This window comes from Vreelandella jeotgali Hwa, from assembly GCF_000334215.1.
Taxonomy (GTDB): Bacteria; Pseudomonadota; Gammaproteobacteria; order Pseudomonadales; family Halomonadaceae; genus Vreelandella; species Vreelandella jeotgali.
On sequence record NZ_AMQY01000014.1, the window covers coordinates 11,641 to 36,724 of the forward strand.

The window sequence follows — 25,084 nt, forward strand, 5'->3', positions numbered from 1 at the left end:
CGGGTCAGGCAGGGTCGGGCTGCCGCCGGTAGGCGACCTGGCTGAGCAGGGCCAGCAGCAGGCCGCTGGCGAGTACCGCGCTGCCAATGGCGTAAAGCGGCGTATAGGTGTTCCAGGCGTCATACAGCGCCGACATGCCGTAGCCGGACACCGCCTGGGCGGCGGCAAAGGTCGCCGTGGCCTGCCCCCATAGCCGCTTGTGGTCGGCCGGGCCGGCGAGCTCCGCCAGGCGCCCCGACGTCAGGGCCACGATGCCGGGGATCATCGCACCGACCATGAACGATGACGCCGAGCGGCTGAAAAAGGCCACCGACAACAGCGGCAGCGCGACCGCCGTGGACTTGGTCAAAAACGCCAGCACCAGCCCCCGGTGCCAGCCCAGATGCCTGGCCAGCCAGCTGACAATAAAAGGCCCGGAGACCGCGCCCATGCCGAAAATGGCCCACTGCAGCGACGCCGCGTGGGCGCCCAGCGCCTTTTCCCGGGCCAGGTAATCGACCCAGAAGACGGTATGCGGCACAAAGCCGATGGCGTCCAGCGCATAGGCCATCATTACCAGCGTGATCACCAGTGCCAGTCCGGCGGGCCGCTTCATGCTTTCGGGCTTTCCTGTGGGCAGCGGCTGTGCAGGCTCCACCGGCGACGCGTCCAACTCGGCGTCGTCGGTGGCTTGCGGTTCGGCGGCCGGGGCGCCGTCCAGTTTGGCAAGATTGCTGCGGCAAAACAGGCCGGCGGCAATCAGCAGAATGCCCAGCGCCAGCCAGGTTGCCGTCAGGCTGACGGCGAGCAACAGCGGCACAATCAGCGCGGAGACCAGACTGCCCAGGCCGATGCCGGTAAACACCAGGGTGCCCACACCGGTACGTCGTGCCGGCGGCGTCGCAGTCAGCGCAATGGACGGCCCCACGACCACCAGGATGCCCCCGGCAATGCCCGAGACCAGCCGCCAGAGAAAAAACCAGCTGAACAGGTTGGGCCAGGCGCAGAGCAGAAAGCTCAGCGCAATGCCGGCAAAGCACAGGCCGAACAGCGGGCGGGTGGCATAGCGTTCGGAAAGCGGGTGGCCGGCGAGAGCGCCCAGCAGGTAGCCCAGCAGGTTGGCAGCGCCCAGATAGGCTGCCTGGCTGGCGCTGAACCAGTCGGCCTGAATAATCGCCGGCAATAGCGGCGTGTAGGCAAAGCGGGCTACGCCGATGCCGGCGAAAGTGGCCATCATGCCGGTAAACAGCGCCGGTAGTTCTTGTTGTTTAATCATGCGCGATGTCTCGCGTGTCCGAGGAATTCAGCGGCCTGCGCGAATGGCGGGATTCGGATTGGAGCTTTCGGACAGGCCTCCCTCGTCACACGATAAGCATTTTTGCTTTATAAGGTTATGCGACTTTGGCAAAACGTGCGGATATGCGAACCCCGCCAACTAGCTGCGGCTGTGGTCCGGGTGCGGCACCGGCTTGTCGCCGACTTCTTCCTGACGCAGTTCCAGCGGGTCGCCTCGGGTCTTGTCCGCCCGCTTGAGCCGCATGTGCAGGCCGGTCTTGGCCAGCAGGTGCGCGCTGACCGGGGCGGTGATGAACAAAAACAGCGTGATCAGCATTTCCTGGATGCTGATCACGCCGTCCAGGCGCCAGAAATACAGCATGGAAGCGATCAGCATGCAGCCGATGCCCAGGGTGGTGACCTTGGTCGGCCCGTGCAGGCGCATGTAGAAGTCCCGGAGCACGACCATTCCCAGCGAGCCGGTAAACGCAAAGGCGCCACCGACAATCAGCAGAATGGCCGCGAGAGTATCAATAAACGTCATTCGATGATGTCTCCCCGCAGAATGTACTTGCACACCGCCACCGTACTGATAAAGCCCAGCATGGCGATAAGCAGTGCGGCTTCAAAGTAGGTCTTGTCCTGCAGCCAGAACCCCAGCAGCACGATCAGGGCGATGGAGTTGACGTACATGGTATCCAGCGCCATGACCCGGTCGGGTAGGGTGGGGCCAACCGTCAGCCGGTAAAGATTCATCAGCAATGCCATGATCACCAGCGCCAGAGTAACGGGAAGCGCAATACTCAGCATTCGTATATCTCCTTGAGCGGCTGCTCGTAGCGTTGCCGAATCTGCGCGACCAGCGCATCGGGATCGTCCACATCCAGCGCGTGAATCAGCAGCGACTGGCCGTCCATGCGCAGGTTGGCCGATACGGTGCCGGGCGTGAGCGTGATGGTGCTGGCCAGCAGGGTGATGGTGAAGCGTTCTTCCAGCATCAGCGGATATTCGATGAAGTGCGGACGCATCGAGCGGCGAAAGTTGATGATCAGGTAGGCGACTTCAAAGTTGGCCACAATGATGTCGCCGATTACCCGTATCAAAAAGCGGAGTAACAGCCAGGGCCGGTGGATACGCAGCGGGGCATCCCAGAAGCGGTAGGTCACCAGCGGAATCACAACCGCCAGAATCCCGCCCAGCAGGATCTGGCCCGGGGCGATGCTGTGGGCGAGCAGCAGCCATACCGCCAGCAGCAGCAGCGACAGTACCGGCGTGGGCAACCAGCGACGAGGTCGAATCATGGCGCATCTCCTGTTGCCGGCAGCAGCGTCTCGATCAGCGCCTCGGGGTTGGCCAGCTGTTCTGCCGTGGCGTGGGTATAGTCGCTCACCGGGCCGGCAAATAGCATCAGCAGGATCGGCGCCGCGGCGACCAGCCAGATGACCCCGACCCACTGCGGGCGGGGCAGCGGATCACCTCCGGGCGTACCGCGATGGCTGGCCCAGAACATGGTAGAGCCGGCGCGGGAGAGTGCCACCAGCGCCGCCAGACCCGAGAGCAAGAGCAGCGGCCATAGCCACAGCCGCTGGCTGCCTTCGGCAGCGTTAAGCAGCAACGCCTTGCCCAGCGCGCCGGACAGCGGCGGCAGCCCGGCAACGGCAATGGCCCCGATAAAGAACAGCAGCGCCAGACCGCCGCCTTCGGCCATCGGCCGGCCCTTGGCCAGCCGGGTGCCGGCCTTGCCTCGCTGGGTACCGATCATCGCGGCCAGCAGGAAGAGCCCGCCGGTGACCAGGGTGGTGTGAATCAGATAGTAAAGCAGCGCCGAGACGGCCTCGGGAGAGCGCATGCCGATACCCGCCAGCAGCGTGCCCACCGATACCAGAATCAGATAGGCCACCAGCAGGCGCAGGTCGCGCGCGGCCAGCACCCCCATGCTGGCCATTACCAGGGTCGCCAGTGCCAGCCACCAGACCCAGGGCTGTTCCAGCGCCGCCAGGGCGCCGGCATGGTCGCTGAACATCAGCATGTACACGCGGAGAATGGCGTAGATGCCCACCTTGGTCATGATCGCAAACAGCGCGGCAACGGGGGCCGGCGCATAGCCATAAGTTCGCGGCAGCCAGAAGTACAGCGGCAGCATGGCCGCTTTCAGGCCGAAAACCACCAGCAGGAGCAGCGCGCCGGCCGTCACCAGCCCTTCGCGCTCGGCGGGAAGTTGCGCAATGCGTTCGGCCATGTCGGCCATATTGAGCGTGCCGGTGGCGCCGTAGAGCACGCCGGCCGCAATCAGAAACAGCGATGACCCGGCGATGTTGAGCACCACGTAGTGCACGCTGGCCTGGATTTTCGCCTTGCCCCCGCCGTGGAGCAGCAGCGCGTAGGAGGCCAGCAGCAGGACTTCGAAAAAGACGAAGAGGTTGAACAGATCCCCGGTCAGAAAGGCGCCGTTAAGCCCCATCAGCTGCCACTGAAACAGGCCGTGAAAGTTGCTGCCCTTTTCATCGTCGCCGCCGCAGGCATAAACCACCGAGCCTACGGCGAGGATCGCGGTGACCAGCAGCATCAACGCCGACAGGCGGTCCAGCACCAGCACGATGCCGAACGGCGGCTGCCAGCTGCCCAGCGCGTAATAGGTCACGTCGCCGCTCGAGGCCTGCATCACCAGCGCCGCCGAGATGGGCAACAGCAGCACGGTCGTCACCACGCTGATCAGACGCTTGGTCTGGCTGAGACGCCCCAGACGCCGATAAAGCAGCACAATGCCGGCCACCAGCGGGAGCACCACCGGCAGGATAATCAGGTGCTGAGTCATTCGTGGTCATCCTTTTTGCCGTCTACGTGGTCGTTGCCCATTTCGCTGCGTGCACGCATGGCCAGAATTACCACAAACGCCGTCATGGCGAAGCCGATCACGATGGCCGTCAGCACCAGCGCCTGCGGCAGCGGGTCGGCGTAATCCCCGGTTCCGTTGACAATGGCCGCGCCGTGAGTGGTCAGGTTGCCCATGGAAAACAGAAAGAGGTTGACCGCATAGGACAGTAGCGTCAGCCCCACCACCACGGGAAAGGTCCGCCCGCGCAGGGTCAGATAGAGGCCGCAGGCCGTCAGGGTGCCGGTACTGATGGCGTAAAGCGCTTCCATTAACCATTCTCCTTGTTGGCGGCAGACGCGGCCTTGCCACGATTGTTATCCCGCGATTCGATCACCGGGCGGTGGGGAGTTGTCACCTTGCCCAGGTTGGCCAGAATCATCAGCGTGGCGCCGACCACGGCAAGATACACGCCCAGGTCAAAGAGCAGGGCGGTGGCCAGCTCCAGCTCGCCGATCAGCGGCAGCGAAAAATGCCCGAACGCCGAGGTTAAAAACGGTTGGCCAAACAGCCAGCTGCCTACGCCGGTCAGCGTAGCGGTAGCCACACCGGCCACAGCCACCGGCTGAAAGGGGAAGTCCAGACGCTGCTGGGCCCAGTCCACGCCGCGCGCCATATACAGCAGAATCAACGCCACGGCGGTAATCAGCCCGGCGATAAAGCCGCCGCCCGGCTGGTTGTGGCCGCGTAAAAAGATGAAGACCGAAACCAGCAGGGCCAGCGGCAGCAGCGCCATGGAAATCGACGTGAGGATGGCCGGGTAGCGATCCGGCGACCAGACGCGCCCCTCCGCATCGCTGTGGGGCATGAACAGGCGCAGCCGGTTGAGCAGCTTGAAAATCGCCAGCCCGGCCAGCGCCAGCACGGTAATTTCCCCCAGCGTATCAAAGCCGCGAAAGTCCACGAGGATGACGTTGACCACGTTGTGGCCGCCGCCACCGGGCACGCTGTGGTTGATAAAGAAATCCGAAATGGAGACGCCGCCCCGGGTCATCACCGCATAGTTGAGGCTGGCAATCACCAGCCCCAGAGCGCTGGACAGCAGAATATCGCGGACGTTGCGCATGGGGCCCGATTCGCGCGGGGTACGCTGGGGCAGAAAGAACAGCGCCAGCATCAACAGGATCATGGTCACGACTTCCACCGATAGTTGGGTCAGCGCCAGGTCCGGCGCCGAGAAGCGCGCAAACGTCAGCGCCACAAACAGGCCCACGATGGACAGCATCAGCAGCGATACCAGGCGAAAGCGATGAATCGCGGCGGTGGCGATGCCGCCAAAAATCAGCATGGCCGTGCCGAACAGCGCTACGCCATCGATCGGCTGGTTGCCCGCTTCTCCGGTCAGCGGGGCGATTTTCGCCAGCCCCATCACGCCGGCGACGACCGCCGCCATGAGCAGACACGCCATATAGCGCTGGAGCGAGTTGCCTTCAAACCAGGTCAGGCTGCGCTCCGACGCCTTGATGCAGGACTGCACGCCGCGTTCAAACACAAAGCGGGCGTCGAGCCCCTTGAACTGGGTAACGAAGCGACGCATGTCGGCATGGCGCCAGTACATCAGGCCGCCGCCGGCGAGCGCCACGGCGCTCATCGCCAGCGGCACGTTGAAGCCGTGCCAGATAGCCAGGTGGAAATCCGGCGATGCGCCGCCCAGTGCCGCCTGAGTGGCCAGATCCACCAGGCCACCGGCCAACAATGCCGGAAACAGGCCCACCAGTACGCAGAGAGTAACCAGCAGCTCGACCGGCGCGCGCATCAGCCGCGGCGGCTCATGGGGGTGTCGTGGCGGCATTCTGCGCGGCGGCTTGAAAAACACCGCGTGGGCCAGGCGCAGCGAATAGGCGACCGAGAGCACGCCACCCAACGCGGCCAGCACCGGCATCGTCCAGCTCAGGCCGGCGAGAATCGGCGTGTTGAGCGTCTCGGCAAACAGCATTTCCTTGGATAAAAAGCCGTTGAGCAGCGGCACACCCGCCATGGCCGCCGCAGCCACCGAGGTGAGTACGGCCATGACCGGCATGCCCTTGCGTAAGCCGCCCAGATACTTGAGCTCGCGGGTCCCGGTTTCGTGATCGATAATGCCGGCGCTCATGAACAGCGCCGCCTTGAAGGTGGCGTGGTTGAGGATATGAAACAGTGCGCCAACGATGGCCATGGGGCTGCCGATCCCCAGCAGCACGGTGACAAGCCCCAGATGGCTGACGGTGGAAAACGCCAGAATGCCCTTGAGATCGGTCTTGAACAGCGCAAACCAGGCGCCGTAGAGCAGCGTGACGGTACCGGTCAGTGCCACCAGCACGGTCCACAGCGGGGTGCCGCCGAGCGCCGGATGCAGCCGCGCCATGAGGAAGATACCCGCCTTGACCATGGTCGCCGAATGCAGGTAAGCCGACACCGGCGTGGGCGCAGCCATGGCGTGGGGGAGCCAGAACTGGAACGGAAACTGCGCCGACTTGGTAAAGGCGCCGAGCAACACCAGCACCAGCATCGCCGGATAGCGTGGGTCGGCGGCGATGGCTTCGCCGCTGGACAGCACCACGTCCATGTCAAAACTGCCGGCGATTTGTCCCAGCAGCAGCACCCCGGCCAGCAGCGCAAGCCCGCCGGCCCCGGTGACGGTCAGCGCCATGCGCGCGCCCTTGCGCGCCGCACTCTGGGTGGTCCAGAAGCCGATCAGCAAAAACGACGCCAGGCTGGTGAGCTCCCAGTAGAGCCATAGCAGAATCAGGTTGTCGGCCATGGCGATGCCCACCATGGACGCCATGAACAGCACCATGAAGGCATAAAAACGCCCCACCGGCTCGCTTTGGTCAAGATAAAAATGCGCGTACAGCAGGATCAGCAGCCCGATCCCCAGAATCAGCAGATTGAACAACAGCGTCAGGCCGTCCAGGCGCAGCGCCAGATCCAGCCCCAGCTGCGGCAGCCAGCTGGCGCTGAAGCGCAGCGCCTGACCGTCGGCCAGCGCGGGTATCTGCGCCAGCGTCAGCGCCAGCGCGATACCCGGCAGCAGGGCCGTGGCAAGGGTGCAGGCAGCGCGTCCGTGTCGAACGCTCAGCAAAGGCGCCAACACGCCGAAAAGTGGCAGTAGGGCTATCCACAGCAGTATCATTGGCGTTAATCCAGCAGTTGATCGGGTTCCGGATGACCGCTGAAACCTGGGTTCAGGCAATCCGAGCGCAGGAAACCGGGGCGGCCACGTATCCTGAACCGAAAAGGATCGGGCGGCGCGTTATTGCGCAAACCGTCAAGGCTACCAGCTGCGCCGCTATTGTGAAGTTTAATTGTCACCCTAGCAGGGGTTTGGCAATGCTGCCGCATTTTATCGGCTGCGGGCCGGCCGTTGCGTGTTGTCGTCCCATCTCGCGGCACAATGATTGACAAACGCCTGCATGGCTGATTGGCTATAGGTATGTTGACTCCCATGACGCTTCCTGTACGAGATCTACGACTACTACTCGCCCGCCTCTGAGCACTCAGGGTCGGGCAATGCTGCGGGCATCGTGTTCGCCGGCATCGTCGTTGGTTTTTTGACAGGTTGTGAGGTTGTTATGGGATTCAGATGTTCAGATTCTTTCCGCTTATGCTGTCGCAGCGTCCGCTTGTCAGGTCGCATTGCCGGCACCGAGATAGTTGCCGGTACAGCGATGGTAGCCGTTTCAAGCTTCGCGCGGTTTTTCCGCGTCCGTTTTGCCGGCACCCCTTTTTTATGCGCCCCTTCATCCCCCGAGGTGAAGGGGCGTTTTACGTGGGTATTCCGGTGTCCCGGCCATCCGTTTTCCCCTTCACCGCGTTTCTTCACCGTTCAGGAGAGTTGCCATGATGTTGTCTGATCCCGCGCAAAAATATCGTCCCTTCACCGCCGTGGACCTACCCGATCGCCAGTGGCCGTCGCAGCGTATCGACACCCCGCCGATCTGGGCCAGCGTCGATCTGCGCGACGGCAACCAGGCGCTGATTGATCCCATGGACCAGGAGCGCAAGCAGCGTTTTTTCGACATGCTGGTCAATATCGGCTTCAAGCAGATCGAGGTGGGCTTTCCGTCGGCCTCGCAGACCGACTTTGATTTCGTGCGCGGCCTGATCGAGCAGGACAAGGTCCCCGACGATGTATCCATTCAGGTACTCACCCAGGCGCGCCCGCACCTGATCGAGCGTAGCTTCGAGGCGCTCAAGGGCGCGAAAAACGCCATCGTCCACGTCTATAACGCCACCGATCCGGTATTCCGCCGGGTGGTCTTCAACGTCGACCAGCAGGACTGCATCAATATCGCCCGGGAAGCCACCCGGCAGATCCGCGACGCCATGAACGCCGCGCCGGAAACGAACTGGACCTTCCAATACTCGCCGGAGCTGTTTTCCACCACCGAGATGGATTTTGCCGTCGAGATTGTCAACGCGGTCACCGAGGTTTACCAGCCCACAACGCAGCACCGCATGACCGTCAACCTGCCGGCCACGCTGGAATGCGCCACGCCGAACAACTACGCCGACCAGATCGAATGGTTCTGCCGCGAAGTCAACCACCGCGAGGCGATGGTGATCAGCCTGCACCCGCACAACGATCGCGGCACGGCCGTGGCTGCCGCCGAGCTGGGGCTGATGGCCGGCGCCGACCGCGTGGAGGGCACGCTGTTCGGCAACGGCGAGCGTACCGGCAACGTCGATCTGGTTACCATGGCCATGAACCTCTATACCCAGGGTGTTCATCCGGCGCTGGATTTCTCCAACATCACCCCGATCATGCGCGAGGTGGAGCACTGCAACCAGCTCCCGGTCCACCCGCGCCATCCCTACGTCGGCGATCTGGTGTTCACGGCTTTCTCCGGTTCGCACCAGGACGCGATCAAGAAGGGCATGAACGAGCACCGCGAACATCCCGACGCGCCCTGGGCCGTGCCGTATCTGCCCATCGATCCGCTGGACGTGGGCCGCAGCTACGAGGCGGTAATCCGCGTTAACAGCCAGTCGGGCAAGGGCGGTGTTTCCTACCTGCTGGAGGAAGAACACGGTGTAGTGCTGCCGCGCCGGCTGTCGATGGAGTTCAGCCAGGTGGTGCAGGAAGTCGCCGAGCGCACCGGGCGTGAGATCACCTCGCAGATGATCTACCAGGCGTTCAGCGACGAGTATCTGGAACGCACGGCGCCCTTTGTACTCGCCAGCCATCGCCTGTCTTCGGAGCCGGATAGCCCCCGGGTGAACCTGGAGGCCACGGTCGATCTGAACGGCGAGCGCAAAATGCTCAAGGGCGAGGGTAACGGCCCGCTGGCGGCCTTTGTGCAGGCGCTTTCAAGCGCCGGCCACGACGTGGAAATCATCGACTACCACGAGCACTCGCGCGGGCAGGGCGCTGATGCCGAAGCGGTCGCCTATGTTCAGGTGCGCGTGGGCGACAGCGCCGTATTTGGCGTGGGCATTGACGAGAGCATCACCAGCGCCTCCATGAAAGGCGTGCTCAGCGCCATCAACCGCGAGCATTCCACTCGGGCGCCGGCGGCCAATGTCACCTCGGCAACGCTTGCCTGACGCTTCTTTCTTCCTCCTGTTTCACATGACCGGCGCCTGCGAGCGCCGGTTTTGTATGTTGCGGAGACAGAAAACGCGAAGAAAAAGCGCGTAGGCGGGGAAGAGCTAAACCTCTTACAGCGGCGTTTTGCTCGGCGCGCCGGGGATCTCGCGGACGAGCCTGGGCATTAAAAAGCCCGGCAGGCGCTCGCGCAGTTTGTCCACCAGCTCGCGGGCCTCGTCGTCGCTGACGTCAAAGTGCGCCGCCCCCGCCACCGGGTCGAGCACGTGCAGGTAGTAGGGCAGAATGCGCGCCTCGAAAAGCCGCTCGGAAAGCGCTTCAAGCGCCGCTACGCTGTCGTTCACCCCGCGCAATATGACGCTCTGGTTCAAAATCGTCACGCCCGCTTTTTGCAGCCGCGCGCAGGCGTTGACGACCGCCGCGTCGATTTCGTTGGCGTGGTTGATATGCAACACCATCACCGTTTGCAGCCGGGTGGCGGAAAGCCAGGCGAGCAGGGCGTCGTCGACGCGGTCGGGGATGACTACCGGCAGCCGCGTGTGAATCCGCAGCCGCTTGATATGCGCGATGCCTTCAAGCTCGTCGACCAGCCAGGCCAGCTGTTTATCATTGGCCGCCAGCGGGTCGCCGCCGGAGAAAATCGCCTCGCGGATGGAGTCGTCGTCGCGCAGATAGTCGAGCGCTTCCAGCCACTGGGCGCGGGAGGGCGCGTTGTCGGCGTAGGGGAAGTGGCGACGAAAGCAGTAGCGGCAGTTCACCGCGCAGGTGGGGCTGGCGATCAGCAGCACCCGGCCGTGGTATTTATGAATCAGCCCCCGAGCCGGGCGCTGCTCGGCCTCTTCCAGCGGGTCGTCGATAAAGCCGGACACCGCGCGGGTTTCTTCGCTCAGCGGCAGCACCTGGCGCAGCAGCGGGTCGCTGGCGTCGGCCGGCGTGATGCGGGCTAAAAACGCCTCGGGCACGCAGGTCTCGAACAGCGCGTGGCCGCCTTTGGCGCCGGGCAGCAGGCTTTCGTCAAGCGCAAGGCGGCGGCACAGTTCCAGCGGGTCGCGCACCGCCCGGGAGAGCTGGCGCTTCCAGCCGGCGCTGTCTTTGACGATCAAGGTGGTGTCCTGCAAAAAGCCCTCCTTCGGGTTAGAATGCGCGCTGACGCTTTCGACTCACTTTTTGACAACGCAATGCGAGGCACTATGGCCAATCATTCTACCAACGAATTCAAGGGCGGGCTGAAGGTAATGCTCGACGGCGATCCGTGCTCCATCGTCTCCAACGAGCTGGTCAAGCCGGGCAAAGGGCAGGCCTTCAACCGGGTGAAGCTGCGCAACCTGATGACCGGTCGTGTCTGGGAGCGCACTTTCAAGTCCGGCGATTCGCTGGAAGGCGCGGACGTCATGGAGCTGGAGATGGAGTATCTCTACACCGACGGCGACATGTGGTACTTCATGCAGACCGACGGCTCCTTCGAGCAGTACGCGGTCGAGAAGCGAGCGCTGGGCGACGATGAGAAGTGGCTCAAGGAGCAGGCGCCCTACACCGTGACGCTGTGGAACGACAATGCCATCCAGGTCACGCCGCCCAATTTCATCGAGCTGGAAGTTACCCAGACCGATCCGGGTCTCAAGGGCGATACCGCCCAGGGCGGCTCCAAGCCGGCCACGCTGTCGTCCGGCGCGGTAGTGAACGTCCCGCTGTTTATCAACGAAGGCGAAGTGCTCAAGGTCGATACCCGTACCGGGTCCTACGTCTCTCGCGCCTGATGCGTCCCCCTCATACCGAGTCGGCCTGGCAGCCCACAGCTGATATGGCCACGCTACATGCCCGCGCTCGGCTGATGACCCGGGTGCGGGCCTTTTTTGCCGAGCGCAACGTGCTGGAAGTGGAAACCCCAGTGCTCGGCCAGGGCGGCAGCACCGATGTCCATCTGGCGTCGCTTTCGAGCCTGGCGCATACCGCTGCCGGGCGTCAGCGCCTGTGGCTGCGCACCTCCCCCGAGTTCCACATGAAGCGTCTGCTGGCAGCCGGCAGCGGGCCGATCTACCAGCTGGCCAAAAGCTTTCGCGACGGCGAGGTCGGGCGGCGGCACAATATCGAGTTCACCATGCTCGAATGGTATCGGCCGGGTATGGGCCTGGCGGCGCTGATGGAGGAAACCGCCGCGCTGATTCGGAAGCTGCTGCCTGAATCCGTCCTGCCCGACGGGCAGACGCCGCTTCGCTGCTACGCCTACCGCGAGCTGTTTTACGATCAGCTCGAGATCGACCCGTTCAGCGTGCCGCTCGTGCGGCTGCGCCGTCTCGCCGAAGAGCGCGGCTCTATGCCCGAGGGCGCGCTGGATGATGAGCCCCGGGACACCTGCCTCGACCTGCTGATGAGCTTTGTGATTGAGCCGAACCTTGGCTGGGGAGACGCCGAGCAGGGAAAAGCGCCGGGTGAGAAGTGCCAGGGCAAACTGGTAGCGGTGGTCGACTACCCGGCCAGCCAGGCGGCTCTTGCTCGCCGCCACGTAGACGCCTACGGCGATGAAGTCGCTTCGCGCTTTGAGCTGTACTTCCAGGGTGTGGAGCTGGCCAACGGCTACGATGAGCTAACGGACGCCGCCGAACAGCAGGCGCGCTTTGAGGCCGACAACGCCGAGCGCCGCGAGTTGGGTTTTGACGAAGTCGACGTCGATATGCGGCTGGTCGCCGCGCTGGACCACGGCCTGCCCGAAGGCAGCGGCGTGGCGCTGGGGCTGGATCGCGTTATCCAGCTGGCGCTGGGTAAATATACCCTGGCCGAGGTGATGGCATTTGCCACGCCAGCCTGCTGAGATGCTATGTGCTGTCAGCAAATAGCGTAGATATCGCATGATGAAAAACGTCGCGCACGTTATGGCTGCTGCGCGACAAGGCGTCGGCACTCGCTAATCCCCATCATCGAAGGGCGTGTTGTCCATCATTTCAAAGGCGCGCTCGTCATCGGGCAGGCGCACCATGTCGCCCAGGCTTATTTTGCCCAGCTGCTTGAAGCGTTTGCCCCGGGTATCAATGATGGCAGCCACTTCGCCGATACTCACCGAATCCTTGTAGGCTTCCACTTTCACGCGCACATTGGCGCCCTGATAATGCCCGGACACAATACTGCCACGGTGCGGTTCGCTGTAGTTCTCGGGGTGTTGGGCATAGTACGCTGTAACGCTTTGCGCCCCCGGTGCGTCCCACTCGATATGTTGATGCATGCGCTTTCTCCTTGCGGGGCTTGTCACTGCCCAAGGTTATCTGAATAGCGATCAGGGGGGGAAACGCGAGAGGCCGAGGGTAGGTAAACGGCAGAGCACGATATGAAACGCTACGACAGGAGGCCGGCATGGGTTTGTTGATCAACGGTGAATGGCACGATCAGGGCTACGACACCGCCAAACACGGCGGCGAGTTTGTCCGCGAGTCCGCCCAGCTGCGCGACTGGGTGACCGCTGACGGCAGGCCCACGGCAGATGGCCATCCGGGCGTGGCCGCCGAGGCGGATCGTTTTCATCTGTATGTTTCGCTGGCCTGCCCCTGGGCGCACCGCGCGCTGATCATGCGCAAGCTGAAGGGGCTGGAAGGGCTGATCGGCGTGTCGCATACCAGTCCGCTGATGCGCGAGAAGGGCTGGACGTATAACGTAGCGGAAGGCTCCAGCGGCGATGCGGTCAACGGCGTTGACTATCATCATCAGCTCTACACCCTGGCCGACCCCGAGTACACCGGGCGGGTAACGGTGCCGGCGCTGTGGGACAAGCGCGACGGGCGCATCGTCAACAACGAGTCGGCGGATCTGGTGCGTATGCTGAACTCGGCATTTGACGAGCTCACCGGCAACCGGCTGGATTTCTACCCGGAAGATTTGCGCGAGACCATCGATGCCGTCAACGCTGACGTCTACGAGCACATCAATAACGGCGTCTACAAGGCCGGCTTTGCCACCGAGCAGGGCGTTTACGAGCGTCATGTCGAGGCGCTTTTTGCCGCGCTTGATCGCATGGAAGCAAGGCTTGGCGAGCAGCGCTACCTGGCCGGTGAGTGGCTGACCGAGGCGGATATTCGCCTGTTTACCACGCTGATACGCTTTAACGCCGTCTATCACGGGCATTTCAAATGCAACCTGCGCCGGATCGAGGACTACCCGAATCTGTCGAACTACCTGCGCGAGCTGTATCAGTGGCCGGGCATCAGGGAGACGGTCGATTTTGACCACATCCAGCGCCACTATTACCTGAGCCACGCGAGCATTAACCCCAACGGCATTGTGCCCAAAGGGCCGGTGCTTGACCTTGAACGCCCCCACGACCGCGAACGGCTGCCCGGGCGTGGCGTGCGCGGCGCGTAACTTTCTCCCCCCTCCAAAAAAGGCGACTCAATGAAACTGACGATTGTGATTACCAGCACCCGCCCGGGCCGCGTGGGCAAGGCCGTGGCCGACTGGTTTGAAGGTTATGCCAAAGAGCACGCGCCCCACCTTGAGGTGGCAGTGGCCGACCTGAAAGAGATCGACCTGCCGCTTTACGATGAGCCGCGCCACCCGATGCTGCAGGATTACGAGCACGCTCACACCCGGCGCTGGTCGGAGATCGTCGAGCAGTCGGATGCCTTTGTCTTTGTGCTGCCGGAGTACAACCACACCGCGCCGCCGACGTTTTTCAACGCGCTGGACTACCTCTACAAGGAGTGGAACTTCAAGCCCGCGGGCTTTGTGAGCTACGGCGGGATTTCCGGCGGCATCCGCGCGGTGGAAACCGCCAGGCACACCGTTAGCACCATGGAAATGGTGCCGGTAAAACAGCAGGTGCTGATCCCCATGGTCGGCGAACATTTGCACGATGGCGTATTCCACCCCACCGATATGCACACGCAAAGCGCGCAAACCCTGGTCGAGATGATCGGACGCTGGGCCACGGCGCTGAAAACCATGCGCTGATCAGGGGCTAAAGGCGCGGCGGATTCCGGCTGACGGGGTGCTGCCGTGCCGCGGGCGTCAGCGGTCGGCTTGTGTCTCTGCCCGGCGCATCGCCGAGGGTGCCGGCTGCATGAGCCGGCGATATCTGCCTGAAGGAGAGGCTTGAAAACCCGGGATCAAAAGCCCAGGTCGTCGAGCAGGTCATCGACCTGATCCTGATCGCTGACGACACCGTTTTTCGCGGTATCCATCTGCGGGCCGTTGCGCAGCTTGGCGTGTTCGTCGCGCTCGTCTTCCTGGCGGGTGCCCTCGGTCACGTTGGGGACGTTATCCATGAGGACCTGCACCAGCTCGTTTTCAATCTGACGGATCACGTCCATCATCTTCTTGATGACCTGGCCGGTGAGGTCCTGAAAGTCCTGCGCCATCATGACTTCCAGCAGCTCTTTCTGTGTCGTGCCGGTATGGGCAGGCACCTGTTCGGCAAGAAAATGCCGAGTATCATCAAACAGCTTTTTGTGCGCATCGGCGCCGGCGGCGAGAGTTTCGGGGTCATTCCAGCGGGCCAGCAGCGCCTGGCTTTCGCTTTCCAGCTTGTTCTGGCTGGGCTGGGCGCGCTCCACGGCGTTGAGCGAGCGTTCGGCGGCCTGTTCGGTCATGGCAGCCACATAGCGCAGACGGTCGTTGGCATCGGGAATGGCCTGCGCCGCCTGCTCGATTTGCTGATCAAGCCCCAGCTCTTTCATGCTCTCGCGCAGCGAGCGCGTGAGCTGGCCAATACGCTGAATCATGTCGTCAGCGCCGGCCTCATCCTGTACAGGCGGCATGGTGCCGTCGTGGGCATTGTTGGTGGTTGCCATCCTTGTCCTCGTTACGTTGTCACTCTGATGAGGTGCCTTGCGTCCGGCCGCGCGGAGCGATCTTTCCTGACTGCTGCTTTCAATAGGGCTGACCGCCGGGTGTCTCGAAGTCACGGGCGTAGCAGGGAGGTGAGGCGGGCGGCTCGCGGTCGTCGGCATCCTCTTGCTCAAGCGCATTCAATAGGCTATCACGCAGTACCGGAAGATGAGAATCTTCAATGCGCCGGCCGGTGGTCAATAGCGTGAGCCGGCCGCTACGCGCGAAGCGCATCAGCGGTAGCAGCAGTGTCGGGTTGTTCAGCAGTTCCAGCTGATAGCGTGTGATCAGCGAGGCGTCGCTGCGCCGGTCGCGCTGATATTGGCGCCGCAGCGCTGCCGGGGGAGCGGTTTCCGGGTGCCAGGCGCTCAGCGCCAGCGTTTCCCGCACCTTGCCCCTGGGCCAGAGGCGGTCGACCAGCACTCGGGCCCCGTCATCGGGCTCGATAGGCGCGTAAACGCGTTTGAGCGCAATCGGGTAGCTCACCTTGCCTCCTCGCGGGTGTGGGGTTGCTTGCCAACAGACTGTCGTGTCGACAGTCTAGCAAAACCGGAGGCAGCCGTTTACCAACAACGGGTCGATTTTGCTCCGTGCGGCCGCTGCCCGGTACGAATAATTGCGTTACCATGTTGCACCCGCGACGTCGGCGCATCGGGTTGAAGCCTGCGCCGGCCGGGCGGCTGTTTTCCTGCTACCGGCTATCGAGTTTGCCCCGCGTGACATTCCATGCTTCCGCCTCCGAACTGACGCCCGACGGTGACCGCTACTTTGACGGCATGGCGGAAAAGTTTGCCCGCTCGCTGTATAACGCGCCGCGGGGAGCGTTGCGCCTGACGCTGTTGGACGAGCTGTTGCCCGACATGCTTGGGCTTACCGGCCAGCCGGCGCTGGACGTCGGCGGCGGCCTGGGCCAGCAGACCGTCTGGCTGGCCCGGCGTGGCCATCCGGTCACGCTTGCCGAGCCGTCCGCCGATATGCTCGATTACGCCCGCCGCGAGCTGGCAGCCGAGCCCGTTGCCGATCGCATTGCCTGTTTACAGGCGCCGCTTCAAACGCTGGAGAGCGAAGCCCCCGGCCCCTGGCCGCTGGTCATCTGCCACGCCGTGCTGGAATGGCTGGGTGACCCGGAGGCCGCGCTGTTGACCCTGAGCCGGCTGCTGGCGCCTGGCGGGCAGCTGAGCCTGATGGTGTTCAACCGCGACGCGCTGCGCTTTGCCAACGTGATCAAGGGCAATCGGCAAAAGGCGCTGGATGACCGCCTGGAAGGCTGGGGCAAGGGCAAGCGTCTGACGCCGGTGTCGCCGCTGACCCACGCCGACATCGAACGCTTTGCCGAAACGGCCGGGCTCGAGATCGACGCCGCGGCGGGTATTCGCCTGTTCCAGGACTACCTGCGCGAGCCGGTGGTCGATGACGCCGACCAGGCCAGGCTGCTGGCTCTGGAGCGTGCCTACTGCCGCGCCGAGCCGCACTGGCGGCTGGGCCGTTACCTGCTGTATACCCTGCGTAAACCCTCCACCCAAGAGACCTTTCCATGAGTGCCCGGACGCCCAGCTGCCAATTACTCGAACGCGACGCCTTCGCCGATGACCCGGACTTTGCCGGCTTCTGCGCCGTTGAACCTCCCGACGACCCCTGGCTGTTGCGCGCTGCCACCCACGCCATCAGCGCCGACGAGGCCACGCTTGAGCGCTGGCGCTCGGCTGACAGGCCCGCTGCGTCTCCGCTTGACCCAGCTCTTGAGGCGGTGCCGGCGGCGGTGCTGTTCTGGCCCAAGGCGCTGAAACTGGCGGGCTGGTGGCTGGACTGGCTGAACCGCACCCTGCCCGAGGGGACGCCGCTGATGATCGTGGGGGAGAACCACGGCGGTATTCGCCGGGCGCCGAAGATGCTCGCCGAGCGCGGGCAGACATCGGCGAAACGCGACGGCGCTCGCCGCTGCTCGCTGTTTGTGACCCAAACCCGCTCGCCTGATGCGTCCTCGGCGCCCGCCAGCCGGGAGCGCTTCGAGGCCGACGGCATGACCCTGGTGAGTCATCCGGGGGTTTTCGGCCACGGCAAGGTCGACGAAGGCACCGCGCTGCTGCTCGAAGCGCTGGAAGCCGCATTGCCCCGCACACCGCTGAAGGTGCTCGACGTGGGCAGCGGCGACGGCATTATCAGCGCCTGGCTGGCGCGCCGGGGCCACGACGTGACGGCGGTGGACGTGAATCATTTTGCCGTGGACGCGACACGCGAAACCCTGGCCGCCAACGGCCTGAAAGGCCGGGTGCTGGCCAGCGATGTGTATGCCGCGCTGGATGAGGGCGAGCGTTTTGACTTCATCGTCAGCAACCCGCCGTTCCACCAGCAGCGCGAGATCAACTACGGCCCGGCCGGACGCTTGATCAGCGAAGCGGCCGGCTGGCTGACCCGGGGCGGGCGGCTGGTGCTGGTGGCCAACGCTTTTCTGCCCTATGCCGACCCGCTAAAGCACGCCTTCGGCGGGTTCGACGTGCTCGCCGACAACCGCCGGTTCCGTGTGTATCAAGCGCCGGCGCGGTAACCCGCGGTCAACGTCGCTAGAGATCTATAAAAAAACCGCACGGCCCCGAGACGGGTCGCGCGGTTTTGCGTGGGTGGCGTTAGCGGTGGATTACAGCGTAGTCCACAGCGCCACGTTGGGCACCAGGCTTGAATCCACCGACATCATCACGCTAAGCGCAGTGATAGTGAGGATGGAAAAGCCAAAGACCTGCTTGGCCCACTTCTCGTCGTCGCGGGCGCGGTAACCTTCCAGCCCCAGATACAGCCAGTACACGCCCATCGCCAGCGCCACGGTGAAGTAGCCCACCCCGGCGTAGCCGGCCAGGCTCAGCGTCAGCGTGGCCACCACAAAGGCGAGAATATAGCCGAGGATGTAGTGCTTGGCGGTCTCGATGCCGCGCACCACCGGCAGCACCGGAATCGACGCCGCGCGGTAGTCTTCCCGGCGGAAGATGGCAATGGCGTAGGAGTGCGGCATCTGCCACAGGCAGAATATCGCCAACAGCGTCATCGCGCCGGCATCAAACTGCCCGCTGACCGCGCAGTAGCCCACCACCGGCGGCACCGCGCCGGAGAGACTGCCAATCAGGGTGCCAAACTCCGAGTGGCGCTTCATGTAGAGGCTGTAGGCCCCCACATAAATCGCAAAGCCGAAGGCGGCAAGCCCGACGGTCAGCGCGTTGGTGCCCAGCGCCAGCAGGCCGAAGCCGCCGACTCCCAACAGAGTAGCGAACACCAGCGTCGCCGCCGGGGTGATCCGCCCCTGTACCAGCGGGCGGCTTTGGGTACGGCGCATGAGCGCGTCGATATCGCGGTCGATGACGTTGTTGTACGCGCACCCCGAGGCAATGACCAGGCCAAGACCCACCAAGGTGGCAATGAACAGCAGCGCATCGAAATCGCCCCGGGCGGCAAGAAAGAAGCCGCCCATCACCGAGATGACGTTGCCGCCGATAATCCCCGGCTTGGTCAGGGTGACGTAGTCCTGAAATCGGCTCGGCGTTTGCACTAGCCGATCATCATGTTGAGCTGCAAGTGGTGCATGATCCACAGCGAACCTCCCACGACCAGAGCCAGTATAGTGAGCGTGAAAATAAACGACGTCAGGTTCCAGCCTTCGTCGGAGTGGGTGTTCATGTGCATGAACATCACCAGCTGCACCAGAATCTGAGCCACCGCCATGGCCACCACGATCAGCACCGTGGTGCCGGTGTCAAAGGCGCCGCTCATCACCGCGGCAAACGGAATCACCGTCAGCACCAGCGACAGAATCAGCCCGGTGACATAGGTCCTGACGCTGCCGTGGCTGGCGCCGCCCGGTGCGGTATGTGAATCGCTCATATCACAGCACTCCCAACAGGTAGACGAAGGAGAAAACGCAGATCCAGACGATATCCAGAAAGTGCCAGAACAGGCTCAGGCACATGATCCGCGGGCGCGTCATCGGCGTCAGGCCCCGAGTGGAAAGCTGAATCAGCATGATCAGAATCCAGAGCAGTCCGAAGCTGACGTGCAGGCCGTGGGTGCCCACCAGGGTAAAGAACCCGGTGAGAAAGGCGCTGCGATCGGGGCCGAAGCCTTCGACAATCAGATGGTGGAACTCGTAAAGCTCCATGCCCACAAAGCCCGCGCCCAGCAGCAGGGTGATGCCCAGCCAGGCTTTTACCCGGCCGACGCGGTTGTCGTTCATCGCGAGCACGCCCATGCCGTAGGTAAAGCTCGAGAACAGCAGCAGGAAGGTCTCGACCAGCACAAAGGGCAGCTCGAAAATATCCTTGCCCGACGGGCCGCCGGCCGTGCCCCCGGAGAGCACGGCGTAGGTGGCGAACAGCGAGCCGAAGATCACCAGGTCGCTCATCAGATAGACCCAGAAGCCGAAAACCCGGGTGCTGCCATCGTCGTGATGTTCGTGATGGTCGGCGGTTGGGGTATCCGGGTTGTTCATGGTTTGCGTTGCCATTATGCCCGCACCTCCACTCGGTTGATGGGCTCGAGTTCATCGCGACGCTGGAAGCGCTCGCGGTGTTCGCGCTCGGTGCGTTCCACCTCGGCGGCGGGAACGTGGTAATCGATATCGTCGTTGAACACGCGCAGCATAAAGGCCACGAAAATGCCCGCACCGCTGACGATAGCCAGCCACCAGATATGCCAGATCAGGGCAAAGCCCAGGCCAATGCTCAAAATGCCCATGACCGGCCCGGCCACGGTGTTTTTGGGCATGTGGATATCTTCGTAGGGCCCGTCGCTGAGCAGGGCATCGGCGCCGTTTTGTTGCTTGTCGTCCCAGTAGCTGTCGATGCCGTTGACGGTCGGCAGGTGGGCGAAGTTGTAGAACGGTGCCGGAGACGACGTTGACCATTCCAGCGTCCGCGCATCCCAGGGGTCGCCGCTGACGTCGAGGCGCTGCTTGCGGTCGCGCACGCTGACGTACAGCTGAATCACGGTGCAGGCAATGCCCGCCATGATGATCACGGCACCCACCCAGGCAAGAATCATCAGCGGCTGCCAGTCGCTATTGGCGTAGGACTGCATGCGCCGCGCGGCGCCGAAGAAGCTCAGCACATAGAGCGGCATGAACGCCATGTAGAAGCCGATGATCCAGCACCAGAAGGAGCGTTTACCCCAGGTCTCGTCCAGGGTGAAGCCGAACGCCTTGGGGAACCAGTAGGTCAGGCCGGCCATCATGCCAAAGACCACGCCGCCGATGATGACGTTGTGGAAGTGGGCGATGACGAACAGGCTGTTGTGCAGCACAAAGTTGGCGCCGGGGACCGCGAGCATCACGCCGGTCATGCCGCCCAGGGTGAAGGTGACGATGAAGCCCAGCGTCCACAGCACCGGCGAGGTGAACTGGATGCTGCCGCGGAACATTGTGAACAGCCAGTTGAAGATCTTCACCCCGGTGGGGATGGCGATGATCATCGTGGCAATGCCGAAGAAGGCGTTGACGTTGGCGCCGGCGCCCATGGTGAAGAAGTGGTGCAGCCAGACGATAAACGACAGCACGGTGATGCACACCGTCGCCCACACCATGGTGGTGTAGCCGAACAGCCGCTTGCGCGAGAAGGTCGCGGTAACCTCGGAGAAGACGCCAAAGGCCGGCAGGATCAGGATATAGACCTCGGGATGCCCCCACGCCCAGATGAGATTGACGTACATCATCATGTTGCCGCCAAAGTCATTGGTGAAGAAGTGCATGCCGAAGTAGCGATCCAGAGTGAGCATCGCAATGGTCGCGGTGAGAATCGGGAACGACGCGATGATCAGCACGTTGGCGCACAGCGATGTCCAGGTGAACACCGGCATGCGAAACATCGTCATGCCCTTGGTGCGCATCTTGAGAATGGTCACGAAGAAGTTGATACCGGTCAGCGTGGTACCGATCCCCGATATCTGTAACGCCCATATCCAGTAGTCGACCCCCACATCGGGGCTGTATTTGAGCTCCGATAGCGGCGCGTAGGCCAGCCAGCCGGTTTGGGCAAATTCGCCGATGAACAGCGACAGGTTGACCAGCACCACCCCGGCGGCGAACAGCCAGAAGCTGAGGTTGTTGAGAAACGGGAAGGCCACGTCGCGCGCGCCGATTTGCAGCGGCACGATCAGGTTCATCAGACCGATGACCATGGGCATGGCGACAAAGAAGATCATGATTACGCCGTGGGCGGTAAAGATCTGATCATAGTGGTGGGGCGGCAGGAACCCTTCGGCGCCGCCGGCGGCCAGCGCCTGCTGGCTGCGCATCATGATGGCATCGGAGAAGCCACGCACCAGCATGACCAGCGCGACGACAAAGTACATGATGCCGAGTTTCTTGTGGTCGACGGAGGTGATCCATTCCGACCACAGGTACTGTCATTTTCTGAAGTAGGTAATCGCGCCCAGCAGCAGTGCTGCCACCACCGCGATAACCGCGACGGTGCCCATGATGATGGGTTCGTGGACGGGAATCGATTCCGGGCCGAGTTTTCCGAACAGGTTGCCGAACATGGTTTACTCCGCTGCCTCCGCGTTGATCGTCGTTTTGCCGTCATGTCCGGGCTCGCTATCCGCGTTGCGGCCGGTATGAAAGCTCTGCACGATGTCCTGATAGAGGTGGGGCGATATCTCGGAGAAATACGTCACCGGTACCTCCCGGGAGGGGCTGGCCAGCTGATCGTATTCCTTGGGGAACGTCAGCGAACGCTCTGACTCGCGGACGTTGGCGACCCAGTCGTCAAAGTCATCCTGGGACGTGACGCGGGCATCGAACGTCATGCCGGAGAAACCCGAGCCGCTGTAGTTGGTCGAGCGCCCGGGGTAGGTGCCGGTTTCATCGGCGATCAGGTTGACGTCGTTGTCCATGCCCGCCATGGCGTAGATCTGGCTGCCCAGACGCGGAATGAAAAACGAGTTCATCACCGAGCCGGATGTCACGCGAAAGCGCACCGGCACATCCTCGGGAAAGGCCACCTCGTTGACCGTGGCAATGCCTTCATCGGGATAGATAAACAGCCACTTCCAGTCCAGCGAAACGGCCTGGATTTCCATGGGCTCGGCGTCGCTTTCCAGCGCCTTGTGCGGGTCCAGGCTGTGGGAGGTTTTCCACGTCAGCGTTGCCAGAATGGCGATGATGACGCAGGGCACCAGCCACACCACGATCTCGATGGCGGTGGAGTGCGACCACTCGGGCCGGTAGACCGCGTTTTTGTTGCTCCGGCGGTAGCGCAAGGCAAACCACAGCGTCATGCCGATCACCGGAATCACCACGATCAGCATCAGGCCGAAGGCGGTGAGGATCAGTCGCGTCTGCTCCTGGCCGACCTGCCCGCTGGAATCCAGCAGCGCCGATCCGCATCCCGCCAGCAGCAGCGGCAGCGTCGCCAGCAGCAAAAAGCCGATGGCGCGCGTAAAGCTCTTTCTTCTCATCTTGCGACCTCGTGAGAGTGAACAGGGCGCGCGTTCTCCTGTGTCTTCAAACACTGTCCCCAAAGACTGTTCTCAAACATTGTCCTCAAACACTATATCCAGACACTCACGGACCCATAGCCTGATGGCCGGTGGCATACGCCACGGGCACCAGGACAGCGTTGGTCGGCTAATTATTAGCAAGCTAATTTATGGGGTAAAGCCTGCCGAAAATTGTGGCCAACGCTGTATAACGCAGCCGGAGCCGACGTTGGATAACATCAGTGCCTGGCGGCATGGAGGAACGCGCCGCCCGGCGTAGGCCGCAGGTAAAGCCAGTACGTCTGTGCCGCAAAAGGGAGGGAAAACGGCTCAAACGCAGCGGCTTTAACCGCAGAGGGCGCATTATTGATCAGCCAAAAACCGGCCGGAAAGCGGCGTTTTGCCACACCCCGGTCACGTCGGGAGTTGATATGGATCAAGATATAGGCGAAAACCCCCGTTCAATGGGGGCTGAAAAGCACCGGCGGGATTTTATACGAATTTCTCATATAAATAGCATTAAAAATGCTTTAAGGCATGACCGCTCGACGGCAGTCACATCAGCACGAGCGGTGGGAGGATGCTCGGGCAACGAGACTGGCCCATTGACGGCGTCGGCGCATTACGCGACCGGCGAATAACGGATGCCGGTAACGATGTAGTGTTGCTCGCCGCCGGGGGCCGCCACGGTGACGTCATCGTCAACGGCCTTGCCCAGCAGGGCGCGCGCCAGCGGCGCGTCGACGCTGATCCAGCGCTTTGAGGTGTCGGTTTCGTCGTGGCCGACAATACGCAGCGCGAGCGTTTCGCCGTCATCGTCTTCGAGTTCGACAAAGGCGCCGAAGTATACCCTGTGGGTATTGGCCGGCAGGCGGTCCACCACCTGTAGCTCGTCAAGACGTTTGGTGAGATAGCGGATGCGGCCCAGCACCCGGCCAAGCTCTTTCTTGTTGTAGGTGTAGTCGGCGTTTTCCGAGCGGTCGCCCTGGGCGGCGGCTTCGCCTACCTTGGCGGAAAGCGCCGGGCGCTTCACCCGCGAAAGATGATCGAGTATGCCGCGCAGGCGCTCGGCTCCCTCGGCGGTGATCACGTTGCTTTTGGCTTCCTGGCGCGGGTCCTTCGCCGGGTCGCGCCAGCGCGTCATGTTTCTGCCTTTCATGTCATCCTCGTTGCGTGAAAAAACGGCAACCCGGGTTGGAAGGGTCGGGCGGCCCCCTGGAATAGCCGGATGACGAGCGGAATCCCGAAACCGGCTGGCGATTCATTCAAACGTTCGTTACATTGGGCTCCAGGGCCGTGGACCACAGAGTACCCGGCTATTCAAAACGAGACAGCATGATAAAGACAACACCAAACAGGAGCGTTCCGATGCGTCAACCCGTTATCCGTCGGATGGCAATGACCACGACCCTGGCCGGTGCCGTAACGCTGGCATCGATGGCGTGGGCCGGTGTCGCCCATGGCGATGAAACCAGCGACTTGTTTGCGTTACAAAACCGCGTGGAATACGTCCTTGCCGAAGCCCCCGAAGACGAGCGCGAAGCGGCGCTGAGCGAGTTGGCCGATGACGCCCGGGCATTGGCCGAAAAGCAACCCGACAACGCCGAGCTGCTGGTGTGGAAAGGGCTGGTGCTGGCCTCCTATGCCGGCGAACGCGGCGGGCTGGGGGCGCTGGGCGATGCCAAGGCGGCGCGCAAGTCGCTGGAACGCGCGATTGAGATCGACCCGGAAGGCAACAACGGCTCGGCGTATGTGACGCTGGGCGTGCTCTATCATCGCGTGCCGGGCGGGCTGATTGCCTTTGGCGACAGCGATAAGGCCGACCGTATGTTCCAGCGCGCGCTGGAAATCCGTCCCGACGGCATCGACGTCAACTATTATTACGCCAGCTTTCTGGACGAAGAGGGCCGGCGCGAAGAAGCCCGCGAGCACGCCCGCAAAGCCGTCAACGGCACCGCGCGCGAGGCGCGGGAGGCGTCGGACGAATCGCTGCGCGAGGATGCCCGGGAGCTGCTCGATAGCCTTTGAGTCTGTTCGGTCCCTGGGCCTGTTTTCCTCGCTCTGGATTAACCTGCCTGATCGCCCCGCCGGAGCGCGCCGTCCGAGACTGGTGAGTGGTTTGATTCCGGTACCCGGTTTGGCTCTGGTGTGTGAACAGCGTTGGC

At 62.9% G+C, this 25,084-nt stretch carries 24 protein-coding genes and 1 pseudogene; 8 read left to right on the plus strand and 17 right to left on the minus strand.

The annotated features are described in order from the left end of the window. Window positions 1-4: 4 nt before the first annotated feature. From C793_RS0106055 to C793_RS0106085, 7 genes are all read right to left on the minus strand, one after another. On the minus strand, window positions 5-1,255 hold the full coding sequence (locus C793_RS0106055) for a YbfB/YjiJ family MFS transporter (RefSeq protein ID WP_017430043.1): 1,251 nt from the start codon (window positions 1,253-1,255) through the stop codon (window positions 5-7). A 159-nt stretch (window positions 1,256-1,414) separates the two neighbouring features. Further along, on the minus strand, window positions 1,415-1,798 hold the full coding sequence (locus C793_RS0106060) for a Na+/H+ antiporter subunit G (RefSeq protein ID WP_017430044.1): 384 nt from the start codon (window positions 1,796-1,798) through the stop codon (window positions 1,415-1,417). Further along, complete coding sequence (locus C793_RS0106065; protein ID WP_017430045.1) at window positions 1,795-2,064, minus strand: K+/H+ antiporter subunit F; 270 nt, start codon at window positions 2,062-2,064, stop codon at window positions 1,795-1,797. Before C793_RS0106065 ends, C793_RS0106060 begins: the two co-directional genes overlap by 4 nt. Next, complete coding sequence (locus tag C793_RS0106070) at window positions 2,058-2,555, minus strand: Na+/H+ antiporter subunit E (protein WP_017430046.1); 498 nt, start codon at window positions 2,553-2,555, stop codon at window positions 2,058-2,060. The genes C793_RS0106065 and C793_RS0106070 overlap by 7 nt, the downstream gene beginning before the upstream one ends. Continuing rightward, window positions 2,552-4,069, minus strand: coding sequence for a monovalent cation/H+ antiporter subunit D (locus C793_RS0106075; protein WP_017430047.1), 1,518 nt, complete (start codon window positions 4,067-4,069; stop codon window positions 2,552-2,554). The genes C793_RS0106070 and C793_RS0106075 overlap by 4 nt, the downstream gene beginning before the upstream one ends. Further along, window positions 4,066-4,398 carry a Na+/H+ antiporter subunit C gene (locus tag C793_RS0106080; protein ID WP_017430048.1) on the minus strand — a complete coding sequence of 111 codons (333 nt, stop codon included), beginning with the start codon at window positions 4,396-4,398 and terminating at the stop codon, window positions 4,066-4,068. The genes C793_RS0106075 and C793_RS0106080 overlap by 4 nt, the downstream gene beginning before the upstream one ends. Continuing rightward, entirely contained in the window at window positions 4,398-7,238 is a 2,841-nt protein-coding gene (locus C793_RS0106085) for a monovalent cation/H+ antiporter subunit A (protein ID WP_017430049.1), read from the minus strand. The genes C793_RS0106080 and C793_RS0106085 overlap by 1 nt, the downstream gene beginning before the upstream one ends. Window positions 7,239-7,945: 707 nt before the next feature. Here C793_RS0106085 and leuA point away from each other — a divergent pair. Further along, window positions 7,946-9,652, plus strand: a complete 1,707-nt coding sequence (gene leuA / locus C793_RS0106090; protein WP_017430050.1) for a 2-isopropylmalate synthase — start codon at window positions 7,946-7,948, stop codon at window positions 9,650-9,652. A gap of 114 nt (window positions 9,653-9,766) precedes the next feature. On the opposite strand, the gene epmB is transcribed toward leuA, so the two are convergent. Continuing rightward, window positions 9,767-10,771, minus strand: coding sequence for an EF-P beta-lysylation protein EpmB (gene epmB, locus C793_RS0106095; RefSeq protein ID WP_017430051.1), 1,005 nt, complete (start codon window positions 10,769-10,771; stop codon window positions 9,767-9,769). Window positions 10,772-10,843: 72 nt separating this feature from the next. Between epmB and efp the strand changes: the two genes are divergently transcribed. After that, entirely contained in the window at window positions 10,844-11,410 is a 567-nt protein-coding gene (gene efp, locus C793_RS0106100) for an elongation factor P (RefSeq protein ID WP_017430052.1), read from the plus strand. Next, window positions 11,410-12,462 carry an EF-P lysine aminoacylase EpmA gene (gene epmA, locus C793_RS0106105; protein ID WP_051038346.1) on the plus strand — a complete coding sequence of 351 codons (1,053 nt, stop codon included), beginning with the start codon at window positions 11,410-11,412 and terminating at the stop codon, window positions 12,460-12,462. The genes efp and epmA overlap by 1 nt, the downstream gene beginning before the upstream one ends. 93 nt (window positions 12,463-12,555) lie before the next feature. On the opposite strand, the gene C793_RS0106110 is transcribed toward epmA, so the two are convergent. After that, the gene (locus tag C793_RS0106110; RefSeq protein ID WP_017430054.1) at window positions 12,556-12,870 is read right to left on the minus strand and encodes a hypothetical protein; all 315 of its coding nucleotides are present in this window, start codon (window positions 12,868-12,870) and stop codon (window positions 12,556-12,558) included. A gap of 128 nt (window positions 12,871-12,998) precedes the next feature. On the opposite strand from C793_RS0106110, the gene C793_RS0106115 reads away from it, so the two are divergent. Then, on the plus strand, window positions 12,999-14,000 hold the full coding sequence (locus C793_RS0106115; RefSeq protein ID WP_017430055.1) for a glutathione S-transferase family protein: 1,002 nt from the start codon (window positions 12,999-13,001) through the stop codon (window positions 13,998-14,000). 30 nt (window positions 14,001-14,030) lie between these two features. Further along, window positions 14,031-14,588 carry an NADPH-dependent FMN reductase gene (locus C793_RS0106120; protein WP_017430056.1) on the plus strand — a complete coding sequence of 186 codons (558 nt, stop codon included), beginning with the start codon at window positions 14,031-14,033 and terminating at the stop codon, window positions 14,586-14,588. A gap of 155 nt (window positions 14,589-14,743) precedes the next feature. On the opposite strand, the gene cheZ is transcribed toward C793_RS0106120, so the two are convergent. Together cheZ and C793_RS0106130 are read right to left on the minus strand one after the other, a co-directional pair. After that, window positions 14,744-15,427, minus strand: a complete 684-nt coding sequence (cheZ, locus tag C793_RS0106125; protein WP_017430057.1) for a protein phosphatase CheZ — start codon at window positions 15,425-15,427, stop codon at window positions 14,744-14,746. A 79-nt stretch (window positions 15,428-15,506) separates the two neighbouring features. Beyond that, window positions 15,507-15,950 (minus strand): DUF488 domain-containing protein, encoded by a 444-nt coding sequence (locus tag C793_RS0106130; protein WP_017430058.1) that lies wholly within the window; start codon window positions 15,948-15,950, stop codon window positions 15,507-15,509. Between the two features lie 230 nt (window positions 15,951-16,180). On the opposite strand from C793_RS0106130, the gene C793_RS0106135 reads away from it, so the two are divergent. Beyond that, window positions 16,181-17,002, plus strand: a complete 822-nt coding sequence (locus C793_RS0106135; RefSeq protein WP_017430059.1) for a methyltransferase domain-containing protein — start codon at window positions 16,181-16,183, stop codon at window positions 17,000-17,002. Continuing rightward, window positions 16,999-18,009 (plus strand): methyltransferase, encoded by a 1,011-nt coding sequence (locus C793_RS0106140; RefSeq protein WP_017430060.1) that lies wholly within the window; start codon window positions 16,999-17,001, stop codon window positions 18,007-18,009. Before C793_RS0106135 ends, C793_RS0106140 begins: the two co-directional genes overlap by 4 nt. Window positions 18,010-18,099: 90 nt before the next feature. Here the strand turns inward: C793_RS0106140 and cyoE are convergent, their stop codons facing one another. From cyoE to greB, 6 genes and pseudogenes are all read right to left on the minus strand, one after another. Then, on the minus strand, window positions 18,100-18,999 hold the full coding sequence (gene cyoE, locus C793_RS0106145) for a heme o synthase (protein WP_017430061.1): 900 nt from the start codon (window positions 18,997-18,999) through the stop codon (window positions 18,100-18,102). Further along, entirely contained in the window at window positions 18,999-19,331 is a 333-nt protein-coding gene (gene cyoD, locus C793_RS0106150) for a cytochrome o ubiquinol oxidase subunit IV (RefSeq protein ID WP_017430062.1), read from the minus strand. The genes cyoE and cyoD overlap by 1 nt, the downstream gene beginning before the upstream one ends. Window position 19,332: 1 nt before the next feature. Then, entirely contained in the window at window positions 19,333-19,950 is a 618-nt protein-coding gene (locus C793_RS0106155; RefSeq protein WP_017430063.1) for a cytochrome o ubiquinol oxidase subunit III, read from the minus strand. After that, window positions 19,950-21,968 (minus strand): annotated as a pseudogene (gene cyoB, locus C793_RS13580) (cytochrome o ubiquinol oxidase subunit I). Before cyoB ends, C793_RS0106155 begins: the two are co-directional and overlap by 1 nt. A gap of 15 nt (window positions 21,969-21,983) precedes the next feature. After that, the gene (gene cyoA, locus C793_RS0106165) at window positions 21,984-22,898 is read right to left on the minus strand and encodes a ubiquinol oxidase subunit II (protein ID WP_017430066.1); all 915 of its coding nucleotides are present in this window, start codon (window positions 22,896-22,898) and stop codon (window positions 21,984-21,986) included. Window positions 22,899-23,541: 643 nt separating this feature from the next. Further along, the gene (gene greB / locus C793_RS0106170; protein WP_017430067.1) at window positions 23,542-24,078 is read right to left on the minus strand and encodes a transcription elongation factor GreB; all 537 of its coding nucleotides are present in this window, start codon (window positions 24,076-24,078) and stop codon (window positions 23,542-23,544) included. 209 nt (window positions 24,079-24,287) lie between these two features. Here greB and C793_RS0106175 point away from each other — a divergent pair, with 209 nt between their 5' ends. Further along, window positions 24,288-24,947: a TRAP transporter TatT component family protein gene (locus C793_RS0106175; RefSeq protein ID WP_026106145.1), complete on the plus strand. Its 660-nt coding sequence runs from the start codon at window positions 24,288-24,290 to the stop codon at window positions 24,945-24,947. The last annotated feature ends 137 nt before the right edge of the window (window positions 24,948-25,084 follow it).